We start from the raw sequence: 25,786 nt of genomic DNA, 5'->3' as shown, positions 1-25,786 counted from the left end.
GGGCTTCACTACTGTTCCCCAGAGGTGGAAACACTAGCAATTATATTGCTAGCTAAAAACTCATTAAAGAAATTATTTTGATCAAAAATAATTTCCACCATAATTGTGCATTGTGCATTGTGAATTGAAATACTCAAGGGTGTAGTTATATTGAGCTATACATTAAATCAAGGATGGGTATATATCTATATATAATAAAGTGGTTAAGGGGGATAAAAGTGAAGGAGAGAAACTTTAAGAAATTGTTAGCTATATTTATTTGTGCTGCTTTTATTACTTTAAGTAGTAGTGAAATGATAATGGCAAAAGAGTACTGGGAAGTGTCAAATAACAATGCTGAATCAATTCAAGAAGTAATAAAGTTAGATGAGAATATAGATTTAGATAGCAATGAGAAAGTAAAATTAATTGTTCAATTCGATGAAAAAGATCCATATAAATATAGAAGTACCATTGGTAACTTTAAAAATGACGACACTAATGAGAACTTCATTAAAGAAGTTAATAAAAAGAAAATTACTGAAGTTCAAGTTACAAATTTTTATGATAAGGTATTTAATGGAGTGGCGATAAATATTCCTGCTAATAAGATAGAAAAATTATCGAAGATACCTATGGTTAAGAGCATTTATAGTGATTGTAAAGTAAAAATAAAACCTATTAAAGTTGAAGAAAATTTAAGTAAAGATTCAAAGGTAATTAGTTCAGTACCTTTAAAGAATATTGATAAATTACATGGAGAAGGAATTAAAGGGAAAAATATAAAGATAGGAATTTTAGACACAGGAATTGATTATAATCATCCAGCAATAAAGAATGCTTATAAAGGTGGGTATGATTTTATTGATAATGATAATGATCCTATGGAGACTACATATAAGCAGTGGAAAAATTCTAAAGCACCTGAATATGATGAAAAGGATGAGAATACTTATTATACTACTCATGGTACTCATGTAGCAGGAATAATAGCTGGGCAAGGGATTAAAGAAAATGATGGCTTAGGTATTTTAGGAGTAGCGCCTGAAGCAGAGATATACGCGTATAGAGTTTTAGGACCTTATGGAATTGGAACTATGGAAAGTATTATAAGTGGAGTGGAAAAGGCTGTTGAGGATGGTATGGACATTTTAAATTTATCCTTAGGAATAGATGTAAATGATCCACTATATCCTACATCTATAGCTATAAATAATGCTACTAACTTAGGGGTTACGGTAGTGACAGCATCAGGAAACAATGGTTCAGAGCCATATACAATATCTACACCAGGAACAGCTCCACTAGGGATAACCGTAGGTGCTAGTAATAATAATATGATAATACCTACTATAAAGGGAATTTTTAATTCAACAGATGAAAGTTATACTTTAAGACTATTATTAAAAGATAAAATGCAAAGTTTACAACCTTATAGTAATAGAAGTATCAAAGTTGTTTATTGTGGATATGGCATGAAAGAAGTTTTTAAGGATAAGAGACTAAATGATTCTATAGCCTTAGTTACTAGAGGGAAAAATCCTTTAATAGAAAAAGGAAAAAATGCAAAAGAAAAAGGAGCTCTTTTTACTATAGTAATTAATGATAATGAAGAAGAAGGATACATACCTATGTACTTTGGAGAACATAAAGATTATCCTACTGTGTTTACTTTGCCATTTAAAAAAGGACAAGCCATTTTATCTGCACTTAAAGAAAAAGAGGTTCAATTTAAAATTAATAGTTTTTCTAATTTAGAAATAACTAAAGGAGTATTATTAGATTTTAGCTCTCGTGGACCAGTAAATGAGACTTATATAATAAAACCTGAAATAGTTGCACCAGGAGCTAACATACTATCTTCTGTGCCTAACTATTTTAAAGGAGAAGAAGGAATAGGAAATTATGATAAAGCATATGAAAGACAATCAGGTACTTCTATGGCAACTGCCTATGTAACTGGAGTTGTTGCTTTAATATTAGATAAAAATAAGAACTATAGTCCTTCTGATATAAAATCAGCTTTAATGAATACCGCGGATGACTTAGAATACGATTATAGTGTATATGAGATTGGAGCAGGAATGATAGATGCCTATGAAGCAGTATATTCAAGAGCTAAATTTCAGGTTTTAGATAAGACAGCTTCTTTAAATAAAAATTACGAAAGAATAGAGATAGATAATATAACATCATCTTTAAATTTTAATGAAAATACAAGTAATCAAATAGCTAAAACTAAAAGTCTTAAAATAAGTAATAATTCAGCATTGAATAAGGATTTTAATATAGACGTTAAATATTTAAAGAGTCAAATAGGAAATAGTGCTATTGAAAATAATGTGACAATTGAGATAGATGAGAATGTAACTATAGATAGTATGCATAGTAAATTAATTGATGTTAGGATAGCTGTACCTGAAGATTCAGCATTAGGATATTATGAGGGATACATTATTTTTACCAATAAAAATGATTTAAGTGAGAAATATCAGATGCCTTTCGCTTATAAGAAAATTTAACGTAACTAGCAGAAGCTCCATCTTAAGCGGTAAGAATGAATGTGTAAAACAACTTGCGTATACTATATTGAATCACAGAAAATAGTGATGCTAATGGATTTAGATAGTAACAATTATTAAGATTTTAAATAAAAAAGCATGGATTACCATGCTTTTTTGTTATGGGATAGGGAATGAAAGGCTATAGAGTGTACTATAGCCTATATCAAAATAATCTATTTTTATTTATTATTTTCCAAAATATCTGTTTAATAATCCGTTGAATGCAGCTCCATGTCTAGCTTCATCTTTACACATTTCATGAACTGTATCATGTATTGCATCTAAGTTTAATTTTTTAGCTAATGTAGCTAAATCTTTTTTACCTTGGCAAGCGCCATGCTCAGCATCAACTCTTGCTTGTAGGTTAGCTTTTGTATCAGCAACTACAACTTCTCCTAATAATTCTGCAAATTTAGAAGCGTGTTCTGCTTCTTCCCAAGCTATTCTCTTATAAGCTTCAGCAACTTCTGGATATCCTTCTCTATCAGCTTGACGACTCATTGCTAAATACATTCCAACTTCTGTACATTCTCCTACGAAGTTAGCTCTTAATCCTTCTATAACTTCAGGATCTACGTCCTTAGCTATTCCTATTCTATGCTCATCAGCCCAAGTCATTTGTCCTTCTACTTTTTCTATAAATTTGTCAGCTGGTGCTTTACAAATTGGGCAAAACTCTGGTGCTGAATCCCCTTCATGAATATATCCACATACTGTACAAACAAACTTTTTCATAATAAAAAATCCTCCTCGATAAATAAAAATATTTTTTAGTTTATAGTGTAATTATAATTTACTAATTTAATTAACTGTTTATTTAATTGTTTTAATCTTCCTTACAAGATTATTATATACTATCGGATAATAATTATCAAGAGAAAATTATTATTTTTTAACGAAATTTTGAGAAATTTTTAAAAGTGTGTTATAAATCATTGGAATATAAGGCTTTAGCTAATAACTAATATATATTAATATACTGCTGAAGCCTATCTAAGTCCAAAATTTCTATAGTATTTTTATCAGAATTAATTAATTTATCATTTTTCATATTAATTAATTCTCTTGAAAGGGAAGGACGTTGAACACCAAAATATTCTGATAAACTTTTCTTAGACATAGGAATAGTTAATTTTAAATTTTTTTGCTTTTTATATTCTTGTAGTAAATAGAAACAGAGTTTTTGTCTCAAAGTTTCTAAAGATAGTTCAGTTATTTTCTTATTTAAATTAAGTATCTTACTAGATAAAAGCTCCATAAAATTATTTAAAATTAATGTATTGCCACTACACATTGATATGATGTCTTCTTTTAAAATATACATAACTATTGAATTTTTGTTACTGATAATTGTAGCAGGATATTTATGGTACTCAGAAAAAACAATTGCTTCTCCAAATATATTTCCTGTTTTCAATGTACTAAGTGATACTATTTTACCATTAGGATATTGCTTTTGAATTTCTATAGTTCCTTCAAGTACAATACCTAAGGAAGTACAATCATCACCTTCAAGTGCTAAAACACAAGTTTTACAATTGACACAATTTTTGCATTGATTATATATAGTATATCTAACTGAGGACAAAGTTTTTTTAATTTCTTCTTCTGATAGGTTTTTAAAAANNTTAAAAAGAATGCATTTTTTTAGTGCTTTTATTATATAATCCATAATACACCTCTGCAATTTTATAAGAATTTAGCTAATTATATTTTATATTATATTAAACTTCAAAGGCATTTACATAATTTACATATAAATCATTTTACTACAAATTACATGTTTAGACAAATGTTAATAACCCTATTTAGAGCTTTTACTTCTTACTTTATTTTTATCTTATAAAACTTTTTAAAACCATTCCTAAATAAAATCTATTAAGGAAAGTAATTTATGAAATTACGTCTAATATTTAATATCGAATTAAAAGGAGCTAACATTATAGCAATTTAGGATGAAAACTGAAAATACGTGACTTTATTATAGTTTTTTTATATAATAAGGTAGAATGTATATTAATTTTTTGAGGGGATTTTATGAAACGAATAGATAAACATAATTATTATTTAGATATATGTGAAACAGTTTTAGAAAGAGGAACTTGTTTAAGAAGAAACTTTGCAGCATTGATAGTAAAAAACGATGAGATAATGGCTACTGGATATACAGGAGCACCTCGTGGAAGAAAAAATTGTAGTGATATTGGTGTATGTAGAAGAGAGGAATTAAGAGTTCCTAGAGGAACTAGGTATGAACTTTGTAGATCAGTTCATGCAGAACAAAATGCAATAATCTCTGCAAGACGACATGATATGATAGGATCAATATTATATTTAGTAGGAAAAGAACAGTCTACAGGGAACTTAGTTGAAAATGCATCTCCCTGTGCACTTTGTAAAAGATTTATAATAAATGCTGGTATAGAAAAAGTCATAATAAGAGATACAAAAGACAATTATAGAGAAGTGTTTGTCAGTGAATGGATTGAAAATGATGACTCTCTTACAGAAGAAGAAGGATATTAAAATTAAATATAAATTTTAATTAGGAAGGTTTTATATGAATAATATAATTTTACTAGTGATTATTACAGCAATTATATCAGTAATAGCAACACCTTTAGTTATAAAACTAGCTATTAAGTTAAATGCAATAGATATTCCGAATGATCCAAGAAGAATACATAACAAACCTACTCCACTTATGGGCGGAGTGGCAATTTATATTGCTTTTGTTATAGGAGTAGTTCTAAACATAAGTAATTTTTCTATTCAAGATTTAGGACTTCTTATTGGTGCTACTGTAATTGTAATTGGTGGAATAATTGATGATATTAAGGAATTAAGGCCAAAATATAAGTTGGTTTTTCAAATAGTAGCAGCAATTATTTTAATAGTATTTGGGCTTAAAATAACATTAGTTACAAATCCATTAAATAGTGGAGGTAGTTTTTTAAATTTAGGACTATTAGGAGTTCCCATAACTATTATCTGGGTTATAGGTATAACAAATGCTTTTAATTTAATAGATGGAGTTGATGGTCTAGCCGCGGGTGTAGGATTTATATCTTCACTAACTTTATTTATAGTTTCTATAATAAATGGAAGAGTAGATGCAGCTTTTTTAACTGCTATATTAAGTGGCGCAATTATTGGATTCTTACCTTATAATTTTAATCCTGCAAGTATATTTATGGGAGATACAGGTTCACAACTTTTAGGATTTTTATTAGCAGCCATTTCTATTGATGGAGCAATTAAATCTGCTACAGCTTTAGTTATAGCTGTTCCACTTTTAGCTTTAGGCCTTCCAATTTATGATACACTATTTGCAATGATAAGAAGAAAAGTAAATGGTAAACCTATAATGCAAGGCGATAAAGGGCATCTTCATCATAGATTATTAGGACTTGGCTTAACACAAAGACAAGTTGTTTTAATAATGTATTTAATTAGTGCAATATTAGGTGGTATAGCTATAATTGCAATGCAAATAAGCAGTAAGAAAGCATATTTCTTATTAGCATCAGTAGTTACTTTTATTGCCTTTATAGCTTGGAAACTTGGTTTATTCGATGAAGAACAATAGTTAAGGAGTGAAATCTATGGAAAAAATTAAGGTCTTGTCTGTTTTTGGAACAAGACCAGAAGCAGTTAAAATGGCACCACTTGTTAAAGAGCTTGAAAAAAGAGAAGAATTTGATTCGATGGTATGTGTAACTGCACAGCATAGAGAGATGCTAGATCAGGTACTAGAGATTTTCGATATAAAGCCAGATTATGATTTAAATATTATGGTTGAAAAGCAAAGTTTAAGTGGGATAACTTGTAGAGCGCTTGAGGGTATAGAGGAAGTTATACAAAAGGAGAAGCCACATATAGTATTAGTACATGGAGATACAACTACTACATTTGTAGCTTCGCTAGCTGCTTTCTATAATAAAACAAAAGTGGGGCATGTAGAAGCTGGACTTAGAACTTTTGATAAATACTTTCCTTTCCCTGAGGAAATGAATAGAAAGTTAGCAGGTTCTATAGCAGATTTACATTTTTCACCTACCACTCTTACAAAGGAAAATTTATTAAGAGAAAATGTTAGGGAAGATAGTATTTTTGTTACAGGCAATACTGCAATAGATGCTATGAATTATACTGTTAAGAAAAACTATAAATTTAAAACTGAAGAGCTAAACAACATTGATTTTAAAGATAAAAAGGTAATTATGGTAACTGCTCATAGAAGAGAAAACTGGGGAGAGGGAATAGAAAATATATGTACATCTTTAAAAAAAATAGTTGAGGAAAATGAGGATGTAGAAATAATATATTTAGTTCATTTAAATCCTATAGTTAAAGAGGATGTAGAAAAATATTTAGGTGGAATTAAAAGAGTACACTTATTAAATCCATTGGATACTGAAGAAGCTCATAATCTTATGAATAAATGCTATATGATTATGACAGACTCAGGAGGAATTCAAGAGGAGGCCCCTCATTTAGGTAAACCTGTATTAGTATTAAGGCATGTTACTGAAAGACAAGAAGCAGTACAAGTGGGTACTGTTAAGTTAGTAGGAACAGATATAAATATGATTGTCTTAGAAGCTAACAGACTTCTTAGAGATAAAAATGCTTATGAACATATGAGTAATCTTTCAAATCCTTATGGGAATGGAAAAACCTCTATTGAAATATGCAATATATTAAAAGCTTACTTTTACAATTAATAGGTAAAATTATAGAGCATTAGAATTAACTTTCATAATTCTAATGCTTTTATTTTTTTTGAGTTAGTGAGGAAATGAGAGTAAATAAAAGCAAAATGTAGCTTAAACTTGAATAATTCCATGTATTAATTCACAATATATATATATAAATATAATGAAAAATGCATAAAACTCTATTTGGATTATTCATATTATTAAAAGTGATAAATAATAACCCCTATGAAGTTTTCAGTAAAATGAAATTTTAAAAAATAATAAATTCATAAAATCGTTTAATTTTTAATGCACTATTAGTTTATTGAATTATATTATGAAGCGTTATTCATAACCATTATGAACTAATCAGTCAGAAAATTTCACGTTGTTGAGGAATTGAATAACAATTGAAGGAAATATCTAATGGCTCAGAAAAACAGATTAAAAGAGAGCAAAACATATCCACAATGAAATATTTAGGTATATTGAACTGCAATTCAGAAAAACGACCCAATATAGTCAAATTACAGTGTTTATTAATATTATGTCTAAGCATATAATTTATTGTAGCTTAATAAGCATATACCTTAGTAAGCCATAGAGAGAGGAATTTCAAGTGTATAATGAGAATACATCACTTTTAAAACAAGTAGCAAGCTTTGATTTGATTTTATCATTAATATTTATATCCATAGGATATTTTATATTTGGAAAGGCCTGCTTATTTTTTATGTTAGGAATAGGAATTGCACTAATTAATCTATTAGTAAATAGCTTAGTGTTAAATATATCAGTAAAAGAAAACAACTCAATGTCAAAAATAATTTTAATGCTGAGTCAAATTTATAGAATACTTATAGTTTCATTAGTTGCAGCTTATATAGTTAATAGAAGTACTATTAACTTTTTAATATTTATTGCTGGATATACTTCTCAAATTATTTCATTAATATTATATGGCTTTAAAGCTAAACAATAAGAAAGGGGTGTTTACATGGAGGGGGTTTTACCTATATTTACGTTAAATATATTTGGGTTTCCATTTGATATTACATTAAGTTTAGTAATTCAATGGATTTTTATCGGCGTAACAGCAATATTATCTTTTCTTTATAGTAAAACAATTAAAAGAGTTCCAGGAAAAATTCAAAGTGCCATAGAGATAATAATTGGAAAGCTTAGTGGAATAGTTAGTGAAAATATGGGCGAAGATAAACTAGCCTTTGTTCCTTATATTGGGGCATTAGCATTATATATATTTTCATTAAATATGATAGGAATGTTTGGATTAAAGGCGCCTACATCAGAGTTGAGTGTAACCATAGGATTGTCTCTTACAACATTTTTAGTAATTCAAGGTTACACAATTAAAAAGTTAGGATTAAAAGGATATTTCAAAGGGTATGCTAGCCCTATAGCCCTATTATTACCAATAAATATATTAGAAAGAGTAATGTTACCAGTATCATTAAGCTTAAGATTATTTGGTAACGTATTTGCAGCAACAATGGTTATGGAGCTATTATATGAAGCATTAGGCCATATTCATTTTATTGCAATGATAGGAATTCCAGTTCCCTTTGCTTTTTACTTTGACTTCTTTGATGGGATAATTCAAACCATAATATTTGTAATGTTAACTATGATTCATATCAAGATAACATCAGAACACTAAAAGATTATAAATAAATTAAAGTATTTTAAGGAGGATTTTAATTATGAATATAGATTCAGGTGCATTTATAGCAGGTATGTCAGCAATAGGTGCTGGTATAGCAGCATTATCAGTTATTGGTGGAGGTATAGGAACAGGAAACGCAACTGCTAAAGCTGTTGAAAGTATAGCAAAACAACCAGATGCGAGCGGAAAAATAATGAACGCATTAATCATAGGAGGAGCTTTCTCAGAGGTTACAGCTATATATGGTTTCCTTATAGGATTATTATTAGTTTTATTTGGTGTAAAAGGCTAAGAAAATTATAAAGAAGGGTAGGTGAAAATCCTGGTTTAGGATATAAAGCCAGGATTTTATATGGATATAAATTTAGGTGTAGTTTTAGCTGGAACAATAAACTTTTTTATATTCTTTTTTATACTAAGAAAATTTGTTTTTAAGCCAACAATGGAAATGATAGAATCAAGAAAACAAGAAGTTGAGGCATCTTTTGCAAAGGCTAAACTTGAAGAAGGTAGAGTTGAAGGCTTAAAAATAGAGCAAGAAGAAAAAATTAAGAGATATAAAGAAGAGGGTCAAAAATTAATAGAAACTTATAAAGTTAAGGCTGAAAGAGTTTATGATGAAATGATTGAAGAAGCTAAGAAGGAAGCAGATATAGTTCGTGCAAGAGCTAAGCAAGACATTGAAAGAGAAAAACGTAAAGCTGAAAGTGAAATTAAATCACAAGTTATTGATTTATCTTTAGTTTTAGCTGAGAAAGCGTTAGAGAAGAAAATTGATGAGGATGAGCATAAAAGACTTATTGATGAGTTTATTTCCAAGGTAGGTAATTAAAATGTATGAATTTCTAGACAGAAGATACGCACTAGCATTATATGATGTTTGCGAAAAGCGAGGAACTTTAGAACAAACATTAGAAGACTTAAGTATCATTGTCGAAAGTATGGAAACTGGTGATGAACTTATTAAAATAATAGAACATCCTCAAATACACAGAGCAGCTAAAAAAGAAATTTTCACAAAACTTTTTAAAGATCAAGTTGGTGAGGAGCTTTTAGATTTCTTAATCTTATTAATTGATAAAGATAGAATATTATATTTGAGAGAAAAATATAACCAAATGAGACTTATTTATTTTGAACGTCATAATATGATTGAAGCTGAAGTTAGAACTGCTGTAAGACTAAGTGATGAGCAGAAATTAAGTCTAAAGGAAAAACTAGAAAAAAAATATAATAAAGAAATTGTAATTTCAGAGAAAGTTGATAAAAATTTATTAGGTGGTATGTTTATAAAAGTTGGAGACGACGTTATAGATGGAACTGTAAGAAATAGATTTGAATCAATGAAAGGGCTTATGGAAGAAAAGAGAAAAGATAAAGTTTATTTAGAAGATAAGTTCAAGGTATTAACAGCAATAGTTAAAACTGTTAATCCGCTTACTGAAATTCAAAGAGAGAACCTAATAGCCAATCTTGAAAAGTTCTATGAAAGAAAGTTCGTTATAGAAGAGATTATAGATATTAGTATCTTGGGTGGAATTCATGTAACCGTAGGTGAAGATGTAATTGATGCTACAATAAAAGGAAAGCTTATGAACTTTAAGCATCGAGGAGTTTTATTCAAAGGACCATTATCAGATAGAAGTTTTGAAGAACTTGATGAAAGTATAGATGAACAACAAAAATTAAGAAGCTATGATAATAAAAAGAAGACTATTGAAGCTGAAGTTAGAACGGCAACAGCTTTAAATGATAGTCAAAGAAAAGATCTAGAAAAGAAATTATCAGAATTCTATAGCGTTAATGTTGTTATAAGAGAAGTTATTGATGAAAATATTTTAGGTGGAGTTTATATCAAAATAGGAGAAGATATAATCGATGGTACTGTTAAAGGTAAGATAAAGAGTATGAGGCAATCCATACAGTAAAAGTAGATGTGTCTTTATATAGGATTGAGGTGAAATAATGCATATTAAACCAGGAGAGATAACGGCTCTTTTAAAAAAAGAATTAGATAAATATGAAAATAAGATTAATACCGTAGATGCTGGTACAGTAATTCAAATAGGTGATGGTATAGCTAGGGTATATGGATTAGATGACTGCTTAGAGGGAGAGCTTTTAGAATTCTCTAACAAAGTATATGGTATGGCTCTAAATTTAGAGCAAGACAATGTAGGTTGTGTTTTACTTGGTTCAGAAAAAGGAATCAAGGAAGGCGATATAGTACACAGAACTGGTAAGATTGTAGAAGTACCAGTAGGTGAAGAGATGATAGGTAGAGTTGTAGATTCATTAGGAGTGCCTATTGATGGCAAAGGACCAATAAATACAACAGAATTTAGACCAGTTGAAGTGAATGCACCAGGTGTTATTGAGCGTCAATCAGTTAAGCAACCATTACAAACAGGTATTAAGGCAATTGACTCAATGATTCCAATAGGAAAAGGACAAAGAGAGTTAATTATAGGAGATAGACAAACAGGAAAAACAGCTTTAGCTTTAGATGCAATATTAAATCAAAAAGGTAAAGATGTTGTTTGTATCTATGTTGCAATAGGTCAAAAACAATCAACAGTTGCACACATAGTTAACAGTTTAAAAGAAATGGGTGCATTAGATTATACAATTGTAGTATCTTCTACTGCTTCACAATCAGCACCACTACAATATTTAGCACCTTTTGCAGGTTGTAGTATGGGTGAATATTTCATGAATAAAGGTAAAGACGTCTTAGTGGTATACGATGACTTATCTAAGCACGCTGTTGCTTATAGAACAATGGCATTACTACTTAGAAGACCACCAGGAAGAGAGGCCTATCCAGGAGATGTTTTCTATTTACATTCAAGATTATTAGAAAGAGCTGCAAAGCTTTCTGATAAATTAGGTGGAGGGTCATTAACAGCCCTTCCAATAATAGAAACTTTAGCAGGGGATGTTACAGCATATATACCTACTAACGTTATTTCTATTACTGATGGTCAGATCTTCTTAGAAGCAGAGTTATTTTATGCAGGACAGAGGCCAGCAGTTAATGCAGGTATATCAGTTTCCAGGGTAGGAGGAAATGCTCAGATAAAAGCTATGAAGCAGGTAGCAGGAACATTAAGATTAGAACTTGCTCAATATAGAGAGCTAGCATCTTTCGCACAATTTGGTTCTGACCTTGATAAAGAAACTAAAAGAAGGCTTGAAAAAGGTAAAAGATTAGTTGAAATACTAAAGCAAGATCAATATGTTCCTATGCCAGTTGAAAAACAAATTATGATTTTATATGCTGGTGTTCATGGTCATATAATGGATGTACCTGTGAATAAAATTAAGGAGTTTGAAAGAGATTTCTTAGAATTTATGAGTACCAATCATAGGGAAGTTGGAAAACTTATATTAGAAAGAAAAGAATTAGATAAAGAAATTGAGGATAAACTTGTAGCTGCTATAGATGAGTTTAAAAGTGAATTCTCATTAGAACTATAGAGGTGTAGAAAATGAGTGCAACAGGACTTATAGTAATTAAAAGAAGAATTAAATCTATAAAAAACACTAGGAAAATTACAAAGGCATTAGGACTAGTTGCTACCTCAAAGCTTAAAAAGACAAGGCAAAGATTGTCAGCTAATAATTACTATTTTAAAGAGTGTGAAGAAGTGTATAATGAGGTTTTAAAGAGCTATGAAGATGAGAGTATTTACACCGTCAAAAACAATAGTTCTAAAAAGTTATATATTGTACTTACTTCTGATATGGGCTTATGTGGCTCCTTTAATGGCTCTATAGTAAATTACGTTATAGATGAAATTGAAAATGATATAGAAAATAGTTTAGTACTAGTTGTAGGAGCAAGAGGAAAAACACTGTTCAATAGATATAAAATTGACACAGTGGCAGAATATGTTGATGTAGGTGATATACCTACAGTTAAAGAATCCTCAGCTATATATAATCATGCCTTTGATTTATACAGAAAAGGAGAAGTTTCAGAAGTCCATATTGTTTATACAGAGTTTATTTCTCAGCTTCAAAAACATGCTAAAATGGAAAAAATACTACCAATTAATATGGAGGATTTTAATCATTCTAATGGAGCTTTAGAGTTTAATACTAATTCAGAAACTTTAACTGAAAATGTAATAAATTTATATTTAAACGGAAAAGTACTAAATTCTATGCTTCATTCTAAAGTTTGTGAACAAAGTTATAGAATGGAAGCTATGGATGGAGCAACTAGGAACTCAGATACTTTATTGGATCAGCTTAACTTAAAGTATAACAGAATAAGGCAAAGTGCCATAACTCAAGAACTTTCGGAAATAGTAGGCGGAGCACAGGCACAAGAATAATTTTAAAAAGACTGATGAATTTGGAGGGGTAATATGTCACAGCGAATAGGAAAGGTCGTACAAATCATAGGACCTGTTATAGATATAAAGTTTGAATCAGGATCACTTCCAAATATATATAATGCTATAGAAATAAAAATGGATGGCAAAACTATAATTGCAGAAGTTGAACAACATATAGGTGATGAGATAGTAAGAACTATAGCAATGGAAAGCACAGAAGGTTTAAAAAGAGGAGTTAAGGCAGTAGATACGGGAAGAGCAATTGCAATCCCTGTAGGAAACCCTGTACTTGGAAGACTTTTCAATGTATTAGGGAAGCCAATTGATGATCAAGGTGAATTTAACGGAGAAGGCTATTATACAATTCACAGACCAGCACCTTCTTTTGAGGAGCAATCTGTAGAACCTGAGGTTTTTGAAACTGGAATCAAAGTTATTGACCTTATAGCACCATATCAGCGTGGCGGAAAGATAGGTTTATTTGGTGGTGCAGGAGTAGGAAAAACTGTATTGATTCAAGAGCTCATAAATAATATTGCAAAGGAACACGGTGGACTTTCTGTTTTCACTGGTGTTGGAGAAAGAACAAGAGAAGGTAATGACCTTTATAATGAAATGAAAGAATCTGGAGTTATTAACAAGACAGCTTTAGTTTTCGGACAGATGAATGAACCGCCTGGAGCAAGAATGAGAGTTGCATTGACAGGTCTTACAATGTCTGAATACTTTAGAGATCAAGGTCAGGATGTGCTGTTATTTATAGATAATATATTTAGATTTACACAAGCAGGATCTGAGGTTTCAGCATTACTTGGAAGAATTCCAAGTGCCGTTGGATATCAACCAACGCTTGCTACAGAAATGGGAGCGCTTCAAGAGAGAATTACATCTACTAAAAACGGTTCTATAACTTCTGTTCAGGCGGTATATGTTCCGGCGGATGATTTAACAGACCCAGCACCAGCAACAACATTTTCACACTTAGATGCAACAACAGTTCTTTCAAGATCAATAGTTGAGCTAGGAATATACCCAGCAGTAGATCCGTTGGAATCAAGCTCAAGAATGCTTGACCCTAGAATTGTTGGAGAAGAACATTATGAGGTAGCAGCTAAAGTTAAACATATATTAGAAAGATATAAAGAACTTCAAGATATAATTGCTATATTAGGAGTAGATGAACTTTCAGAAGAAGATAAACTTGTAGTTAGTAGAGCAAGAAAAATTCAGAGATTTTTATCTCAGCCATTTACTGTAGGAGAACAATTTACAGGAATTAAAGNNAAATAATATACCAGTATGTTAGCCTATTTTCTATCATACTATGTTGTCAGAAACCGCCCATAGCATCACTATGAGCAGAACCTGAAGCCTTGTCTAATATAAAATATACTAACATCTTTGGATTATTATTTTCCTTCAGACGCTTAAGAATAAGAATAAAATTTATGAAAGAGGAAAGCTATGGAGAAAAGTTTCAAACTTATAATAATGACTCCAGATAAAGAATTTTATAAAGGTGAAGTTGTGAAATTAAACTCAGAAGGTGGTGAAGGAAGATTTGGAATACTTCCTAACCATATATCTATGGCATCTGACTTAGTACCAACTATAACTACCTTTCAAGATATAAATGATAAAGAATTTCATGGCTTTACATCTAACGGAGTTATAAAAGTAAAGAATAATGTAGTGACAATGTTATGTAGTGCGGCTGAATGGCCAGAAGACATAGATGAAGAAAGAGCTAAATCTGCTAAAGAGAGAGCAGGAGAACGACTAAAAAATAAAGAAAATATAGATATTGAAAGAGCGGAAAGAGCTCTTAGAAGATCTTTAATGAGACTTAAAGTATCTTCAATAAAATAATTAATTAGCATTATAATATTGTATGTAAATACTGCAATGTAAGCTTCCACAAATAGTAACACTATTTGTGGAAGCTTATTTTTTGATAATATAAGTATTTTTAGAGAAGTGTTAAATCACAAGTAAAAGAATGATATATATAGATGTACCATTTCCAAATTTGATCTATCACTGAAAGTAATTAATATTTATCGGTATTTCCACTAATACTACTAAATTAACAATTCACAGTTGTGGATATTTCTCAGTAGTAACTGAGAAATTTAGAATTGATTAACCGTAGTGGCGAACGGTGTTCGCCATATAATAATTAGCAATTGTATTGCTAATTAAAAAATCTATTAAAGAAATTATTTTGATTAAAAATAATTTCTACCTTAATTGTGAATTGTGAATTGAAATACTCAAATTTGTAGCTATATTTAGTTATACATTAATTTTCATTAGGAACCCTATAATATATATCGTTCTTATTAAACAACGTGTCAGATAGAAATTGCAAAATTTTAGATGTATAAATTTGTCGATTTCCTAGGAAATATATATTTAAGGATAAAAATTTCTACTTTAATATATACTATGTATATATTATGTTGGAAAGGAAGAGAAAAATGGATAATAATAGAATTAAAGTGCCGGATTCTTCTGTAGCTAATATTGAATACGAATATGAAGAAGCAGTAAAGCAGTTCATGAATAATAGTGTAGAATTAAATGGAGAGAAGTATATCGATTTAAATACTGCTATTAGATTATTAAAGAATGTCTCTACTTTTTCTTCTTTATTTAGCTAGCGTTAAATATAGCTATAATTATAGAATTCTATGAAAAGTGCTTAGTCACTTTTCTTCTTTGTTACATAAATTTATAAGCATATTTTGAAAAAATTTTAAAATATAGTCATGTAATTCTTATAGGATTTACATTTATAGAAGAAATTAAATAGAGATACAACAATTTGTCATTTTCGTTTACAATTATATATTATTTATTATTTTAAATTTTTAATTATATATATGAAGAGTTATGATAATTAATCATAACTTTTTTTGTTTTTCTACATTATTAAACAACAATGCACAAATTTGATGCTTTTATTATATATTAATAATATATAACATAACAATGCCCTAATGAGTAGCCCTCTTCATAGTTGAGGAGGGATAATTTATTATTTTCCTAAATAAGGGAATAAAAAATTATACCCAAGTCAATAATTTAGATGAATGGGGGAATTGATATGGTTAAGAGAAAAAGAATAGTAAGTTTTTTGATAATGGCTATAGTTATAATTAATTTTAATATATTTTTGTCTCAAGCTAAAGAGAGAGTAGATGTGTTTAATGAAGTCTTATCTATAACAAATAGTAAAATAGTAGAGGCTTCTATTACAACCACCTTTAAATCCAATAAGGATTATGATTACTACTATAAAAACTTGTTACTATTATTAAGAGAGTATACAACTTCAATGGAAGAGAAAACAATATATGATAACTCTAATTATAGAGAATTTAAGTTTGATAATATTTATGGTTATATTGAGAAAGTTTGTTATAAAGATGAAACTTTAATAACTATAAATTTAGTAGAAAAAACTAATGAAAATAAATTAGAAGATTTAAAAGGGGTATTAGATAAAATATTGTTAGAACATGCTTATAATGTACAATATTATCTTCAAATTAAGTCTATGCTTGAAGAAAACGATTTAGAAACTGTAAATTGCAGTATAATAAATGCTTTAGAGAATAGGAAAACCACAGGTTTAAGTACTGTAAATTTGAATAATGGTTATAGCACTATTTGTAATACTAAAAATTATATTGCTAAAAGAGTAAATGATGAATTGATAGACTTCCAATTTGCTGTTGTAAGATACTCTTCAGGTAATTATTTAATTATGGGTACCCCGGAAATAACCTTAACGTTTTAAATCAGCACTATTGATGGAGGATTAACATGGATAAATTTATTTTAAAAGGTGGTAAAACATTAAGAGGAGAAGTGAATATAAGTTCAGCTAAAAATTCAGTGTTGCCTATATTAGCGGCGACAATATTAAGCGGCGGGCAGTGTACTTTGAAAAATGCACCTATGCTAGAAGATGTTTATGTGCTTTGCGATGTGCTAAGATCACTCTATGCAGACGTAGATATAGATTCCAAAAGTAATATTGTAAAAATAAATACTTCAAAATTAAATGATAGCAATGTTGACCATGATTTAGTAAGAAAAATGAGAGCTTCCTTTTTAATAATGGGAGCAATGATTGGACGATTTGGAAGATTTAAAATTTCTCTTCCAGGAGGATGTAATATAGGGTCAAGACCTATAGATCTGCATTTGAAAGGATTATCAGCCTTAGGTGCAGAGATTACTATGGGTCATGGATATGTAGAGGCTACAGCAGAAAAGCTAATAGGTAAAAAAATATATTTAGATTTTCCTTCTGTAGGAGCAACAGAAAATATAATGATGGCAGCAGTTTTAGCAGAGGGAGAAACCATTATTGAAAATGCAGCAGAAGAACCAGAAATTGTTGATTTAGCTACTTTTCTAAGAAAAATGGGTGCGGATATTCAAGGTGAAGGAACAGATACAATAATAATAAAAGGTGTAGATGCATTAGATGGAGTAAGTCATACACCTATATTTGATAGAATTGAGGCAGGAACTTTTATGATAGCGGCTGCTATTACTAGAAGTAAAATAAAAATCAATAATATTGATGAAGAGTGTTTAAAACCAGTTATTGCAAAGTTGAAGGAAATGGGAGTTGTAATTGAATGTGCTGGTAATAGTTTAATTGTTGATGGCAGTGGTATATTAAGGCCTATAGATATAAAAACTATGCCATATCCAGGATTTCCAACAGATATGCAGTCGCAAATGATGAGTCTGTTAAGTACAGTAAAAGGAACCAGTCTAATAACAGAAACTATATTTGAAAATAGATTTATGCAAGTTGGCGAGCTTATAAGAATGGGAGCAAACATTAAAATAGATGGAAGATGTGCTATAGTAGAAGGCGTAGATATGCTTACGGGAGCAGCCATAAAGGCAACAGATTTACGTGCAGGTGCAGCATTGGTATTAGCTGGACTTTGTGCTAAGGGAGAAACTATAGTATCAGATATATTTCATATAGATAGAGGATATGTTTCTATAGAAAAAAAATTGAGGGAGCTTGGAGCAGATATTGAGAGAATTAGAGTATAGATAAAAGAGATTATGAATTTTATTCATAGTCTCTTTTTATTTTCCTACTTGGTATACCTATATAGATATACAAGCTCTAAAATTAATATATATGTGAAAATAATTGGTATTTCTTAGCATTATAATTGAAACTATTGAATTCACAATTTCGGATATTTCTCAGTGGCAACTGAGAAATTTAGAATTGATTTTGTAGCGGCGAACAGTGTTCGCCATAATCACTAGCAATTTTATATTTCTAGTCAAAAATATGTTTTTAAAAATTGTTTTTCTAAAAAATAATTTCTTCCTTAACTGTGCATTGTGAATTGTACACTAATCTAAGTTGTGAATTGATATATCAAACTGTAACTTAGATTCAGACATACATTAAATTTTAGAGTGATTTATCTATATAACATTAACATAATAATTATTTTAATAAATTAGTGGTTATATTATTGGAAATTTATTAATAAATATCTAATAACTTTAATAATATTTTAATGACAATATTATAAATACATACAGTAAATTAACATTAAAGCTTATGAAATACTGAGTGGGGGGAGAATAAAATGAGATCTACAAATAACTATAAAAATGTAAACAAATGCAAAGGGATACTCTCTGAGGATTTGGCTTCACAAATTATTAGAGTGTTAATATTTTTAGCTTTAGGACTTGTATTTTTATTATTATCAACTTATTTTATTTTAGGAGATAATAAAGAAGAAACTACTAATCCTTTTGAAATAAAGGAACAAGAAGTAAAAATAAAGGATGGTAACAGGGGGAAGAGTACAGCAACTACTTATAATATTAATGTACCTGCAGTAAAAATTTATCTTAGTAAAGAGAATAGAATTGCCGAGCTATCGTTAGAGGAATATATAAAAGGAGTAATCAGCAGCGAAATGCCTATAAACTTTGAAGCAGAAGCTTTAAAGGCGCAAGCAGTAGCTGCAAGAACATATACTATTGCACATACTAAAGCATTAGGGGGAGGATGCCCAAAGGGGAATGGGGCAGATCTTTGTGATACTATTCATTGCCAAGTTTATATGAATAAGGAAAAAAGAATGGAACTTTGGGGGGACTCAGCAAATGAGAATTGGAAGAAAGTTGAAGAGGTCGTGAAAGTGACAGAAGGTCAAGTTATTACCTATAATAATGAATTAGCAAGAGGAGCATATTATTTTTCAACTAGCAGTGGAAGAACAGAAAATTCTGAGGATGTATTTGTTAATGCTCTTCCATATTTAAGAAGTGTTGAAAGTAAAGGTGAAGAACAAGCACCTAGATATAAAAGTATTGTGAAAATACCTTATGAGCAGTTAGTAGATAAAGCGAATAATGAATATAATGCTAATATGGTAGTAAGTAATATTAAAAGTCAAATTAAAATATTAGGACGAACTGAGGGCGGAAGCGTGAAGGAAATAAAGCTAGGAGATACTGTTATAGCAGGAACTAAATTTAGAACCTTATTTAATCTAAATTCTGCTAGTTTCAATTTAAATTTTCTAGATAACGAATTAGAAATAAGCTGTAATGGTTTTGGCCATGGTGTAGGTATGAGTCAGTGGGGGGCAAATGCTATGGCTAAAGATGGTAAAAGCTACAAACAAATATTAAATCATTATTATAAGGGTGTAGAAGTAACTAAAATTAATAGATAATTTTAGAAATAAAATTTTGAATTTACTTCTTTGTTGAAGTTACACAATTGTTTTTATTAAAAATCCATTTGAAGAAATCAATCTGTAAATTTAATTTTAATTATAATTGTAGATTATTCATCTTCAATTTTTAATTTATTAAATATTCATTTTTAAATTTAGAAAGTTTTTAAGAAAAGTGATGAGCTCACTTTTCTTTTTTTATAAGTAAATATCCTTCATTCTGCATAAAATTGATTAACTATTTCTCTATATATGAAATATGTATATATATAGAAATTACCTAAATTTTTAATTAAGCCTCGTTAATTTTTATATTCTTTTATTTATATTAAAAATATATCTATAAAAGTGCAATTATATAAATATATATATTAATAAGTTAATTGAAATAGTAAATTTAGTCGAAAAATAAGGAAAAAATTTCATATATAAATTGAATGAAGTTATTTATATAGGACAACAATATTAGTGGAGGTGTTTTTATGGATAATAAATCTAAATTTAAACAATTCTTAAAGAAGGAGGGCTTCTACGTAATCCTGTTTGTATGCTTATGTGCTGTGGCTACGGTAGCAGTTATAACAGCTGGAAATAGAAAAGATGTTGCTACTAATCCACCTGTGATAGAAGAAACTGCAAAAGCTGAAGGTGAGGCATCGATAGATCCTAAGAACTTTAATGATGCATTACAGGTTAAAAAAGAAGAATTAGAACCTGTACCAAATATTCAAGTTCAAAAGGAAAATGATAGTAAGGCTGTATCAAAACAAACTAATAGCGAAGCTGTAAATCCTGTTGAAGGTTCATTAGCAAGAGCTTATTCAGAAGATCCTGTATATATGGCATCAACTAAGGACTATAGACCACACTTTGGTATGGATATTAAGACTGAAAAAGGAGCACCTGTTGTAGTATCTATGGATGGAGTTGTTAAAGCTGTAGATGTTTCAACTGAGGGAACATATGTAGAAGTAGATCACCAAAACGGAGTTCTTACTAAGTATTGCAACTTAGAAGAAAAAGTAAATGTTAAAAAAGGTGATAATGTTAAAGCTTCTCAGGAATTAGGAAAAATAGGAAACACAACAAACTTCGCTTATGAAGAATATGGTCCACATTTACATTTTGAAGTATCAAAAGACGGAAAAAGTGTAGATCCAGCTAAATTTGTTAGTTATAAAAAATAACTATTTAGTTAACCATTTATCTTAAGTGAAAAATATTAGTTCATAACTAACTTAAATATTAGTCATTTTCCGATTATGTCGGAAAATGACTGATAACAAAGTAATTTAAACCAAATTTTTAGCATATTTATAAATATAGAAGGGTTAAGGAGGTAACACTTTGAAAGACTACATCGAAGATAGAGTATTAGAGGTTGCAAAATATATTATTGAATCTCAAGCTACTATTAGAAAAACAGCTGTAGTATTTGGGGTAAGTAAAAGTACCATACACAAGGATATGACAGAAAGACTACCCAAGATAAATCCAAAGATTGCTGAAGAGGCAAAAAATATTCTGGATTTAAACAAAGCTGAAAGGCACATAAGGGGCGGTAAGGCCACAAAGATGAAGTACAAAACGATTGAAGGATAAAATATTTCGTATTATAATAAGATAATATAAAAGATTTTTATTATAAGTCTGTATATATTAAAATACGAAAGAGCAGGAGTGAATTTTAAGATGTTTTTTTTCGGAATGGGGACAGACATGGGTATAGATTTAGGTACCGCTACAGTGCTTGTGTATATTAAAGGAAAAGGTGTTATTTTAAAAGAGCCTTCAGTAGTTGCCATAAACAAAAATGCAAATAAAGTTTTAGCAGTTGGAGAAGAAGCAAGAAAAATGATAGGAAGGACTCCAGGAAATATAGTGGCAATTAGGCCACTAAGAGATGGAGTAATTTCAGATTATGATGTAACAGAAAAAATGCTTGAACACTTTATAAGAAAGGCTTGTGGAAATAAGAAATCAGCTCCAAGGGTAGTAATTTGTGTTCCTTGTGAAGCTACAGAAGTTGAGAGAAGAGCAGTTGAAGATGCAGCAAGAAATGCTGGTGCAAAAAAAGTTCATTTAATAGAAGAGCCTTTAGCTGCAGCAATAGGTGCAGGTCTTGATATTTCAAAGGCAAGTGGAAATATGGTAATTGATATTGGTGGAGGTACCACAGATATCGCAGTTATTTCACTAGGCGGAATGGTTGTTAGAGAATCAATCAAAGTTGCCGGTGATAATTTTGATGAATCAATAACTCGTTATATAAGAAAGAAGCATAAGCTTATGATCGGTGAAAGAACTGCTGAAGATTTAAAAATTAATATAGGTTCTGCCTATAAAAAAGAAGAAGAAATAAGTATGGAAATAAGAGGAAGAGACCTTATTACAGGACTTCCCAAAAATATAGTTGTTAATTCAACAGAAATGAGAGAGGCTCTAGGAGAGGCGGTAGCGGCTATAGCGGAATGTACTCATGCAGTATTAGAAAAAACTCCACCTGAACTTGCAGCTGATATAGCTGAGAAGGGTATAGTTATGACTGGTGGTGGAGCACTTCTAGATGGATTAGATAAGCTAATACAAGATTATACTAAAGTTCCTGTATATGTAGCTGAAGATTCAGTTTCTTGTGTTGCGCTAGGAACTGGCAAAGCTTTAGACTTCATAGATAAAATGGATGATTCATTCAGTGGAGAAGATTTATCGTTTTATTAATTTAATATAGAAGATAGTTATTAAAAGGACATACTCTAAAGTATGTCCTTTTAATTTTCACCTTATTAGCAGAGCTTCATCATTCTTTCTTATAGAAGTCCTTTAACCAAGGTAATTAATAGAAATAGGATTAGTAAAATTTATTGTCTAAAGGTTGAATACATTATTTAATTGGTGAGACAATAAAGCCTTAAAGTTTTTTCCTAATTGTACTTATATTTACAACTTTTTATATGATTTTAGGTTGAAATAACTGCAATCTTTATTTTAATACTGCAGACTAAAGTGAAAAAGCCTCTCTAAAAATTAGAGAGAACTTTTTTTATGATTCTTTTGAAATTTCTTCGTTAAAAACTAAATAATAAGAGTGTATTAGTGCACGAGTTACTACTTTAGATAACTGCATTATTAGATTTAGTCTTATATTTCTATTTGTAAATAATTCAGTATCTTCACTAGAATCTACAATTCCAATTATAGATATATCCCCTACTTGAGGAAGTTGTTTTCCCACACCTTTTCCAGGGTTGATAGGAAAGTCTCTTACTTGTATTTCTCCTATACTGGAAAAAGGACCTAAGCAAGCATCTATACCAATTATTTTTGCCTCTGGATGTTTAAGTTTTATTTGAGATAGTTTACTTTCAAGATTTAAGGCATGAATAGGTTCTGAAATTGTACCATAAACTGGTAGTGGGAACTGTTTATCCTTTAAAAAAGTTCCTACTAAAGGTCCTAAAGAGTCCCCTATGCATCTATCAGTTCCTATGCAAATAATGATAGTATCTTCATCTAAATAGTCTTTAATAAAATTTGCTAAATTATAATAGGCTAAGGGACTGTCATAATGCGTCTTCACTCTAGTCACCTATTACACCTCCTAATTAATTATTTATAATTTAAATAATGCACATTTTAATTAGCTAAAAATTAAAAGTATAAATTATAGAAATAAGTATCTTAATATCTTATTAGACTAGCGATATAAAATTGCTAATGATTATGGTGAACACTGCTTACTGCTACAGAATAAATTCTAAATTTCTCAGCAATAGCTGAGAAATGCCCACAATTGTGAACTGTGAATTGTGAATTTAGTAGTATTAGTGGTAACACCAATAAATGTTAAATACTTTCAGGGATAGATCAAATTTAGAGGTGGTACATCTATATTGATATACAATGGTCTTAATAAAATATATATGCTAAATAATATATAGTAATTATTGAATTCTATAAAAATATAGAGATATATAGGAAAGTAAAGAAATTAAAAGAAAAACTAATAATCGAAAATATAAGCATTTAAAAGATATTTCTAAGTAACGTTGGAATTGCTAAAGATTACATCGTAATAAATGTATATTTGTTAAATTTTAGGTAAAGAATTATAAAAGATATTTTAACTACAAGGATGTGATGTAATGAAAAGAAAGATCTGTTCTTCTATAATTATTCTTTATACTATATTCACTATATGCATTTTTAAATTTTATGCTACAGATAAAAGAGATGAGGAGATAGTATCAAATATACTTAATAGTGAGAATGTAGAGATAGATAATAATCAAGCTTTTGACATTGATGGAAAGAATGAGCTAAATGAGCTACATAAAGAAAAAGATTTAAAAGAAGAAAATTTAGAAAAAAATATTGAAATAGATAATAATAAAAGTAAAATTAGTGACAGAGACTTAAATACAAAACTATTTTTAGATGAAGCTTATGATAGTGCAGAAGTAATAGTAGAAGGAGAATTCGACTCTTATAATATTGAGCAGAGGAAAAAAAATTCAGTAATAAAAATCCCACCAGAAGAAATTGAAACAGCATTATCCGTTAATGATAAAGTGAAGCTTTTTTCGGTGAGTGATAAGATACCAAAAGAGGAACAGAATAAAATTAGCGATTATCTGCAATATAAAAATCAAAAGATAGGAGTAAGAAAGAGCTTAGATGTATTAAAAAATTACTTATCAGAAAAAGAGCTTTATGAAGTTAAGAAAATAGCGAGAAAATTCATAGATATGGATACTGTAGAGAATACTGATTAATTTATATACAGGATTCCTTAATGAAGATTTAACTTATGCATGATTTTAATTTCTATAATAAAATTTTTACAATGAATTAAAAATTAAGAATGAATAATAAAGAATTATGCTTAAAACTCCACAATCAAAGCCTTCGGAGTTTTTCAAAATAAAGTTCATTTTATCCTGATTGTGTGAAATTACCCTATCTTCTATAAGCGGCAGATGAATGGCGCTTGTCGATAGGCAACAAGTGTGACAAAGTATAGTCAGTTACATTGACTGAATCTTTAGTGTTGGAAGAAATTATATAAAATTAAAATAATAACTGTAGTTATGCGGAATATGAAGTAAAAACAAGAAAAATGGAGGTAGTAAAATATAAACACCGAAAATGATACAAAAAAAACTTGAAAAAATAGTTATAAAATTATATACTATTCCTTGTCAATGTTCTCAGAAAATTTTTTGAAGAACTTGCGAAAATGCTGACATTTCTTGATAGATAGTCAGTTTTATAATGTGGAGGAGTTCCCGAGTGGCCAAAGGGGGCAGACTGTAAATCTGTTACGTTTCGTTTCGATGGTTCGAATCCGTCCTCCTCCACCAAATTATGGTCGCATAGCTCAGCTGGGAGAGCATCTGCCTTACAAGCAGAGGGTCACAGGTTCGATCCCTGTTGCGACCACCATTAAAAATTACATAATATGCTGGCATGGCTCAACGGTAGAGCAGCTGACTTGTAATCAGCAGGTTGTAGGTTCGATTCCTATTGCCAGCTCCATAATATGGAGGAGTTCCCGAGTGGCCAAAGGGGGCAGACTGTAAATCTGTTACGTTTCGTTTCGATGGTTCGAATCCGTCCTCCTCCACCAAGTCAAAAGCTACATTTGTTCTCTTATTTTGAGAGATCAAATGTAGTTTTTATTTTGTAAATAATCACGCTTTCATACGCAGTAGTCATAAGCCTGCTGCGTTTTTTATTAAAAAACCTATTTGAAGAA

Annotated in this window: 23 protein-coding genes, 4 tRNA genes and 1 pseudogene; 25 read left to right on the top strand and 3 right to left on the bottom strand. The window is 29.8% G+C overall.

Annotated features, from left to right (window positions below; translation table 11 throughout):
* Window positions 1-218 precede the first annotated feature (218 nt).
* Window positions 219-2,501 (top strand): S8 family serine peptidase, encoded by a 2,283-nt coding sequence (locus tag B2W91_RS05775; protein WP_291579340.1) that lies wholly within the window; start codon window positions 219-221, stop codon window positions 2,499-2,501.
* Between the two features lie 228 nt (window positions 2,502-2,729).
* On the opposite strand, the gene B2W91_RS05770 is transcribed toward B2W91_RS05775, so the two are convergent.
* Both B2W91_RS05770 and B2W91_RS05765 read right to left on the bottom strand, forming a co-directional pair.
* Window positions 2,730-3,278 (bottom strand): NADH peroxidase, encoded by a 549-nt coding sequence (locus tag B2W91_RS05770; protein WP_039635209.1) that lies wholly within the window; start codon window positions 3,276-3,278, stop codon window positions 2,730-2,732.
* Window positions 3,279-3,504: 226 nt separating this feature from the next.
* On the bottom strand, window positions 3,505-4,215 hold the full coding sequence (locus B2W91_RS05765; RefSeq protein WP_291579338.1) for a Crp/Fnr family transcriptional regulator: 711 nt from the start codon (window positions 4,213-4,215) through the stop codon (window positions 3,505-3,507).
* A gap of 365 nt (window positions 4,216-4,580) precedes the next feature.
* Between B2W91_RS05765 and B2W91_RS05760 the strand changes: the two genes are divergently transcribed.
* From B2W91_RS05760 to B2W91_RS05670, 19 genes and pseudogenes are all read left to right on the top strand, one after another.
* On the top strand, window positions 4,581-5,069 hold the full coding sequence (locus B2W91_RS05760; RefSeq protein WP_291579337.1) for a deoxycytidylate deaminase: 489 nt from the start codon (window positions 4,581-4,583) through the stop codon (window positions 5,067-5,069).
* Window positions 5,070-5,103: 34 nt separating this feature from the next.
* Window positions 5,104-6,132 carry an MraY family glycosyltransferase gene (locus tag B2W91_RS05755; RefSeq protein ID WP_291579336.1) on the top strand — a complete coding sequence of 343 codons (1,029 nt, stop codon included), beginning with the start codon at window positions 5,104-5,106 and terminating at the stop codon, window positions 6,130-6,132.
* A 16-nt stretch (window positions 6,133-6,148) separates the two neighbouring features.
* Window positions 6,149-7,270 (top strand): non-hydrolyzing UDP-N-acetylglucosamine 2-epimerase, encoded by a 1,122-nt coding sequence (gene wecB, locus B2W91_RS05750; RefSeq protein ID WP_291579334.1) that lies wholly within the window; start codon window positions 6,149-6,151, stop codon window positions 7,268-7,270.
* A 592-nt stretch (window positions 7,271-7,862) separates the two neighbouring features.
* A complete protein-coding gene (locus tag B2W91_RS05745; RefSeq protein ID WP_291579333.1) occupies window positions 7,863-8,225 on the top strand; it encodes a hypothetical protein in 363 nt (120 codons plus the stop codon).
* 15 nt (window positions 8,226-8,240) lie between these two features.
* The gene (locus B2W91_RS05740) at window positions 8,241-8,921 is read left to right on the top strand and encodes a F0F1 ATP synthase subunit A (RefSeq protein WP_291579332.1); all 681 of its coding nucleotides are present in this window, start codon (window positions 8,241-8,243) and stop codon (window positions 8,919-8,921) included.
* Window positions 8,922-8,964: 43 nt separating this feature from the next.
* A complete protein-coding gene (gene atpE / locus B2W91_RS05735; RefSeq protein ID WP_291579331.1) occupies window positions 8,965-9,219 on the top strand; it encodes an ATP synthase F0 subunit C in 255 nt (84 codons plus the stop codon).
* 60 nt (window positions 9,220-9,279) lie between these two features.
* The gene (locus tag B2W91_RS05730; RefSeq protein ID WP_291579330.1) at window positions 9,280-9,759 is read left to right on the top strand and encodes a F0F1 ATP synthase subunit B; all 480 of its coding nucleotides are present in this window, start codon (window positions 9,280-9,282) and stop codon (window positions 9,757-9,759) included.
* A 1-nt stretch (window position 9,760) separates the two neighbouring features.
* Complete coding sequence (locus B2W91_RS05725; RefSeq protein ID WP_291579329.1) at window positions 9,761-10,855, top strand: F0F1 ATP synthase subunit delta; 1,095 nt, start codon at window positions 9,761-9,763, stop codon at window positions 10,853-10,855.
* Window positions 10,856-10,892: 37 nt separating this feature from the next.
* Window positions 10,893-12,407, top strand: a complete 1,515-nt coding sequence (atpA, locus tag B2W91_RS05720) for a F0F1 ATP synthase subunit alpha (protein WP_291579328.1) — start codon at window positions 10,893-10,895, stop codon at window positions 12,405-12,407.
* Window positions 12,408-12,418: 11 nt separating this feature from the next.
* Window positions 12,419-13,270 (top strand): ATP synthase F1 subunit gamma, encoded by an 852-nt coding sequence (gene atpG, locus B2W91_RS05715; protein ID WP_291579327.1) that lies wholly within the window; start codon window positions 12,419-12,421, stop codon window positions 13,268-13,270.
* A 33-nt stretch (window positions 13,271-13,303) separates the two neighbouring features.
* Window positions 13,304-14,560: pseudogene (gene atpD / locus B2W91_RS05710) on the top strand (F0F1 ATP synthase subunit beta); the annotation flags it as partial.
* 177 nt (window positions 14,561-14,737) lie between these two features.
* Window positions 14,738-15,142, top strand: a complete 405-nt coding sequence (gene atpC / locus B2W91_RS05705; RefSeq protein WP_291579326.1) for an ATP synthase F1 subunit epsilon — start codon at window positions 14,738-14,740, stop codon at window positions 15,140-15,142.
* A gap of 611 nt (window positions 15,143-15,753) precedes the next feature.
* The gene (locus B2W91_RS05700) at window positions 15,754-15,936 is read left to right on the top strand and encodes a hypothetical protein (protein WP_291579324.1); all 183 of its coding nucleotides are present in this window, start codon (window positions 15,754-15,756) and stop codon (window positions 15,934-15,936) included.
* A 446-nt stretch (window positions 15,937-16,382) separates the two neighbouring features.
* Complete coding sequence (locus tag B2W91_RS05695) at window positions 16,383-17,078, top strand: hypothetical protein (RefSeq protein ID WP_291579323.1); 696 nt, start codon at window positions 16,383-16,385, stop codon at window positions 17,076-17,078.
* A gap of 26 nt (window positions 17,079-17,104) precedes the next feature.
* Complete coding sequence (gene murA / locus B2W91_RS05690) at window positions 17,105-18,364, top strand: UDP-N-acetylglucosamine 1-carboxyvinyltransferase (protein ID WP_291579322.1); 1,260 nt, start codon at window positions 17,105-17,107, stop codon at window positions 18,362-18,364.
* 557 nt (window positions 18,365-18,921) lie between these two features.
* On the top strand, window positions 18,922-20,025 hold the full coding sequence (gene spoIID / locus B2W91_RS05685; protein WP_291579321.1) for a stage II sporulation protein D: 1,104 nt from the start codon (window positions 18,922-18,924) through the stop codon (window positions 20,023-20,025).
* A gap of 485 nt (window positions 20,026-20,510) precedes the next feature.
* A complete protein-coding gene (locus tag B2W91_RS05680; RefSeq protein ID WP_291579319.1) occupies window positions 20,511-21,215 on the top strand; it encodes a M23 family metallopeptidase in 705 nt (234 codons plus the stop codon).
* Between the two features lie 160 nt (window positions 21,216-21,375).
* On the top strand, window positions 21,376-21,630 hold the full coding sequence (gene spoIIID, locus B2W91_RS05675; RefSeq protein ID WP_039635247.1) for a sporulation transcriptional regulator SpoIIID: 255 nt from the start codon (window positions 21,376-21,378) through the stop codon (window positions 21,628-21,630).
* A 90-nt stretch (window positions 21,631-21,720) separates the two neighbouring features.
* Entirely contained in the window at window positions 21,721-22,749 is a 1,029-nt protein-coding gene (locus B2W91_RS05670) for a rod shape-determining protein (RefSeq protein WP_039635249.1), read from the top strand.
* 322 nt (window positions 22,750-23,071) lie between these two features.
* On the opposite strand, the gene yyaC is transcribed toward B2W91_RS05670, so the two are convergent.
* Complete coding sequence (gene yyaC, locus B2W91_RS05665) at window positions 23,072-23,617, bottom strand: spore protease YyaC (RefSeq protein WP_291579318.1); 546 nt, start codon at window positions 23,615-23,617, stop codon at window positions 23,072-23,074.
* 556 nt (window positions 23,618-24,173) lie between these two features.
* On the opposite strand from yyaC, the gene B2W91_RS05660 reads away from it, so the two are divergent.
* The 5 genes from B2W91_RS05660 (at window position 24,174) to B2W91_RS05640 (ending at window position 25,657) form a co-directional block, all read left to right on the top strand.
* Window positions 24,174-24,803 (top strand): hypothetical protein, encoded by a 630-nt coding sequence (locus B2W91_RS05660; protein ID WP_291579317.1) that lies wholly within the window; start codon window positions 24,174-24,176, stop codon window positions 24,801-24,803.
* A gap of 503 nt (window positions 24,804-25,306) precedes the next feature.
* Window positions 25,307-25,391, top strand: a tRNA-Tyr gene (locus B2W91_RS05655).
* Window positions 25,392-25,397: 6 nt separating this feature from the next.
* Window positions 25,398-25,473, top strand: a tRNA-Val gene (locus tag B2W91_RS05650).
* Between the two features lie 18 nt (window positions 25,474-25,491).
* Window positions 25,492-25,566 (top strand) — tRNA-Thr (locus B2W91_RS05645).
* Between the two features lie 6 nt (window positions 25,567-25,572).
* Window positions 25,573-25,657 (top strand) — tRNA-Tyr (locus tag B2W91_RS05640).
* Window positions 25,658-25,786 lie beyond the last annotated feature (129 nt).

The sequence above is a fragment of the Clostridium sp. UBA6640 genome (assembly GCF_002455975.1).
Classification (GTDB): Bacteria; Bacillota; Clostridia; order Clostridiales; family Clostridiaceae; genus Clostridium_J.
Note: the sequence above shows the minus strand (reverse complement) of the source record. Positions and strands in the feature narration are given on the sequence as shown.

Coding starts and splice junctions, on each gene's coding strand:
- B2W91_RS05770 (WP_039635209.1), bottom strand. CDS start 3,278: ATGAAAAAGTTTGTTTGTACAGTATGTGGATATATTCATGAAGGGGAT.
- B2W91_RS05760 (WP_291579337.1), top strand. CDS start 4,581: ATGAAACGAATAGATAAACATAATTATTATTTAGATATATGTGAAACA.
- B2W91_RS05755 (WP_291579336.1), top strand. CDS start 5,104: ATGAATAATATAATTTTACTAGTGATTATTACAGCAATTATATCAGTA.
- wecB (WP_291579334.1), top strand. CDS start 6,149: ATGGAAAAAATTAAGGTCTTGTCTGTTTTTGGAACAAGACCAGAAGCA.
- B2W91_RS05740 (WP_291579332.1), top strand. CDS start 8,241: ATGGAGGGGGTTTTACCTATATTTACGTTAAATATATTTGGGTTTCCA.
- atpE (WP_291579331.1), top strand. CDS start 8,965: ATGAATATAGATTCAGGTGCATTTATAGCAGGTATGTCAGCAATAGGT.
- B2W91_RS05730 (WP_291579330.1), top strand. CDS start 9,280: ATGGATATAAATTTAGGTGTAGTTTTAGCTGGAACAATAAACTTTTTT.
- B2W91_RS05725 (WP_291579329.1), top strand. CDS start 9,761: ATGTATGAATTTCTAGACAGAAGATACGCACTAGCATTATATGATGTT.
- atpA (WP_291579328.1), top strand. CDS start 10,893: ATGCATATTAAACCAGGAGAGATAACGGCTCTTTTAAAAAAAGAATTA.
- atpG (WP_291579327.1), top strand. CDS start 12,419: ATGAGTGCAACAGGACTTATAGTAATTAAAAGAAGAATTAAATCTATA.
- atpC (WP_291579326.1), top strand. CDS start 14,738: ATGGAGAAAAGTTTCAAACTTATAATAATGACTCCAGATAAAGAATTT.
- B2W91_RS05700 (WP_291579324.1), top strand. CDS start 15,754: ATGGATAATAATAGAATTAAAGTGCCGGATTCTTCTGTAGCTAATATT.
- B2W91_RS05695 (WP_291579323.1), top strand. CDS start 16,383: ATGGTTAAGAGAAAAAGAATAGTAAGTTTTTTGATAATGGCTATAGTT.
- murA (WP_291579322.1), top strand. CDS start 17,105: ATGGATAAATTTATTTTAAAAGGTGGTAAAACATTAAGAGGAGAAGTG.
- spoIID (WP_291579321.1), top strand. CDS start 18,922: ATGAGATCTACAAATAACTATAAAAATGTAAACAAATGCAAAGGGATA.
- B2W91_RS05680 (WP_291579319.1), top strand. CDS start 20,511: ATGGATAATAAATCTAAATTTAAACAATTCTTAAAGAAGGAGGGCTTC.
- B2W91_RS05670 (WP_039635249.1), top strand. CDS start 21,721: ATGTTTTTTTTCGGAATGGGGACAGACATGGGTATAGATTTAGGTACC.
- B2W91_RS05660 (WP_291579317.1), top strand. CDS start 24,174: ATGAAAAGAAAGATCTGTTCTTCTATAATTATTCTTTATACTATATTC.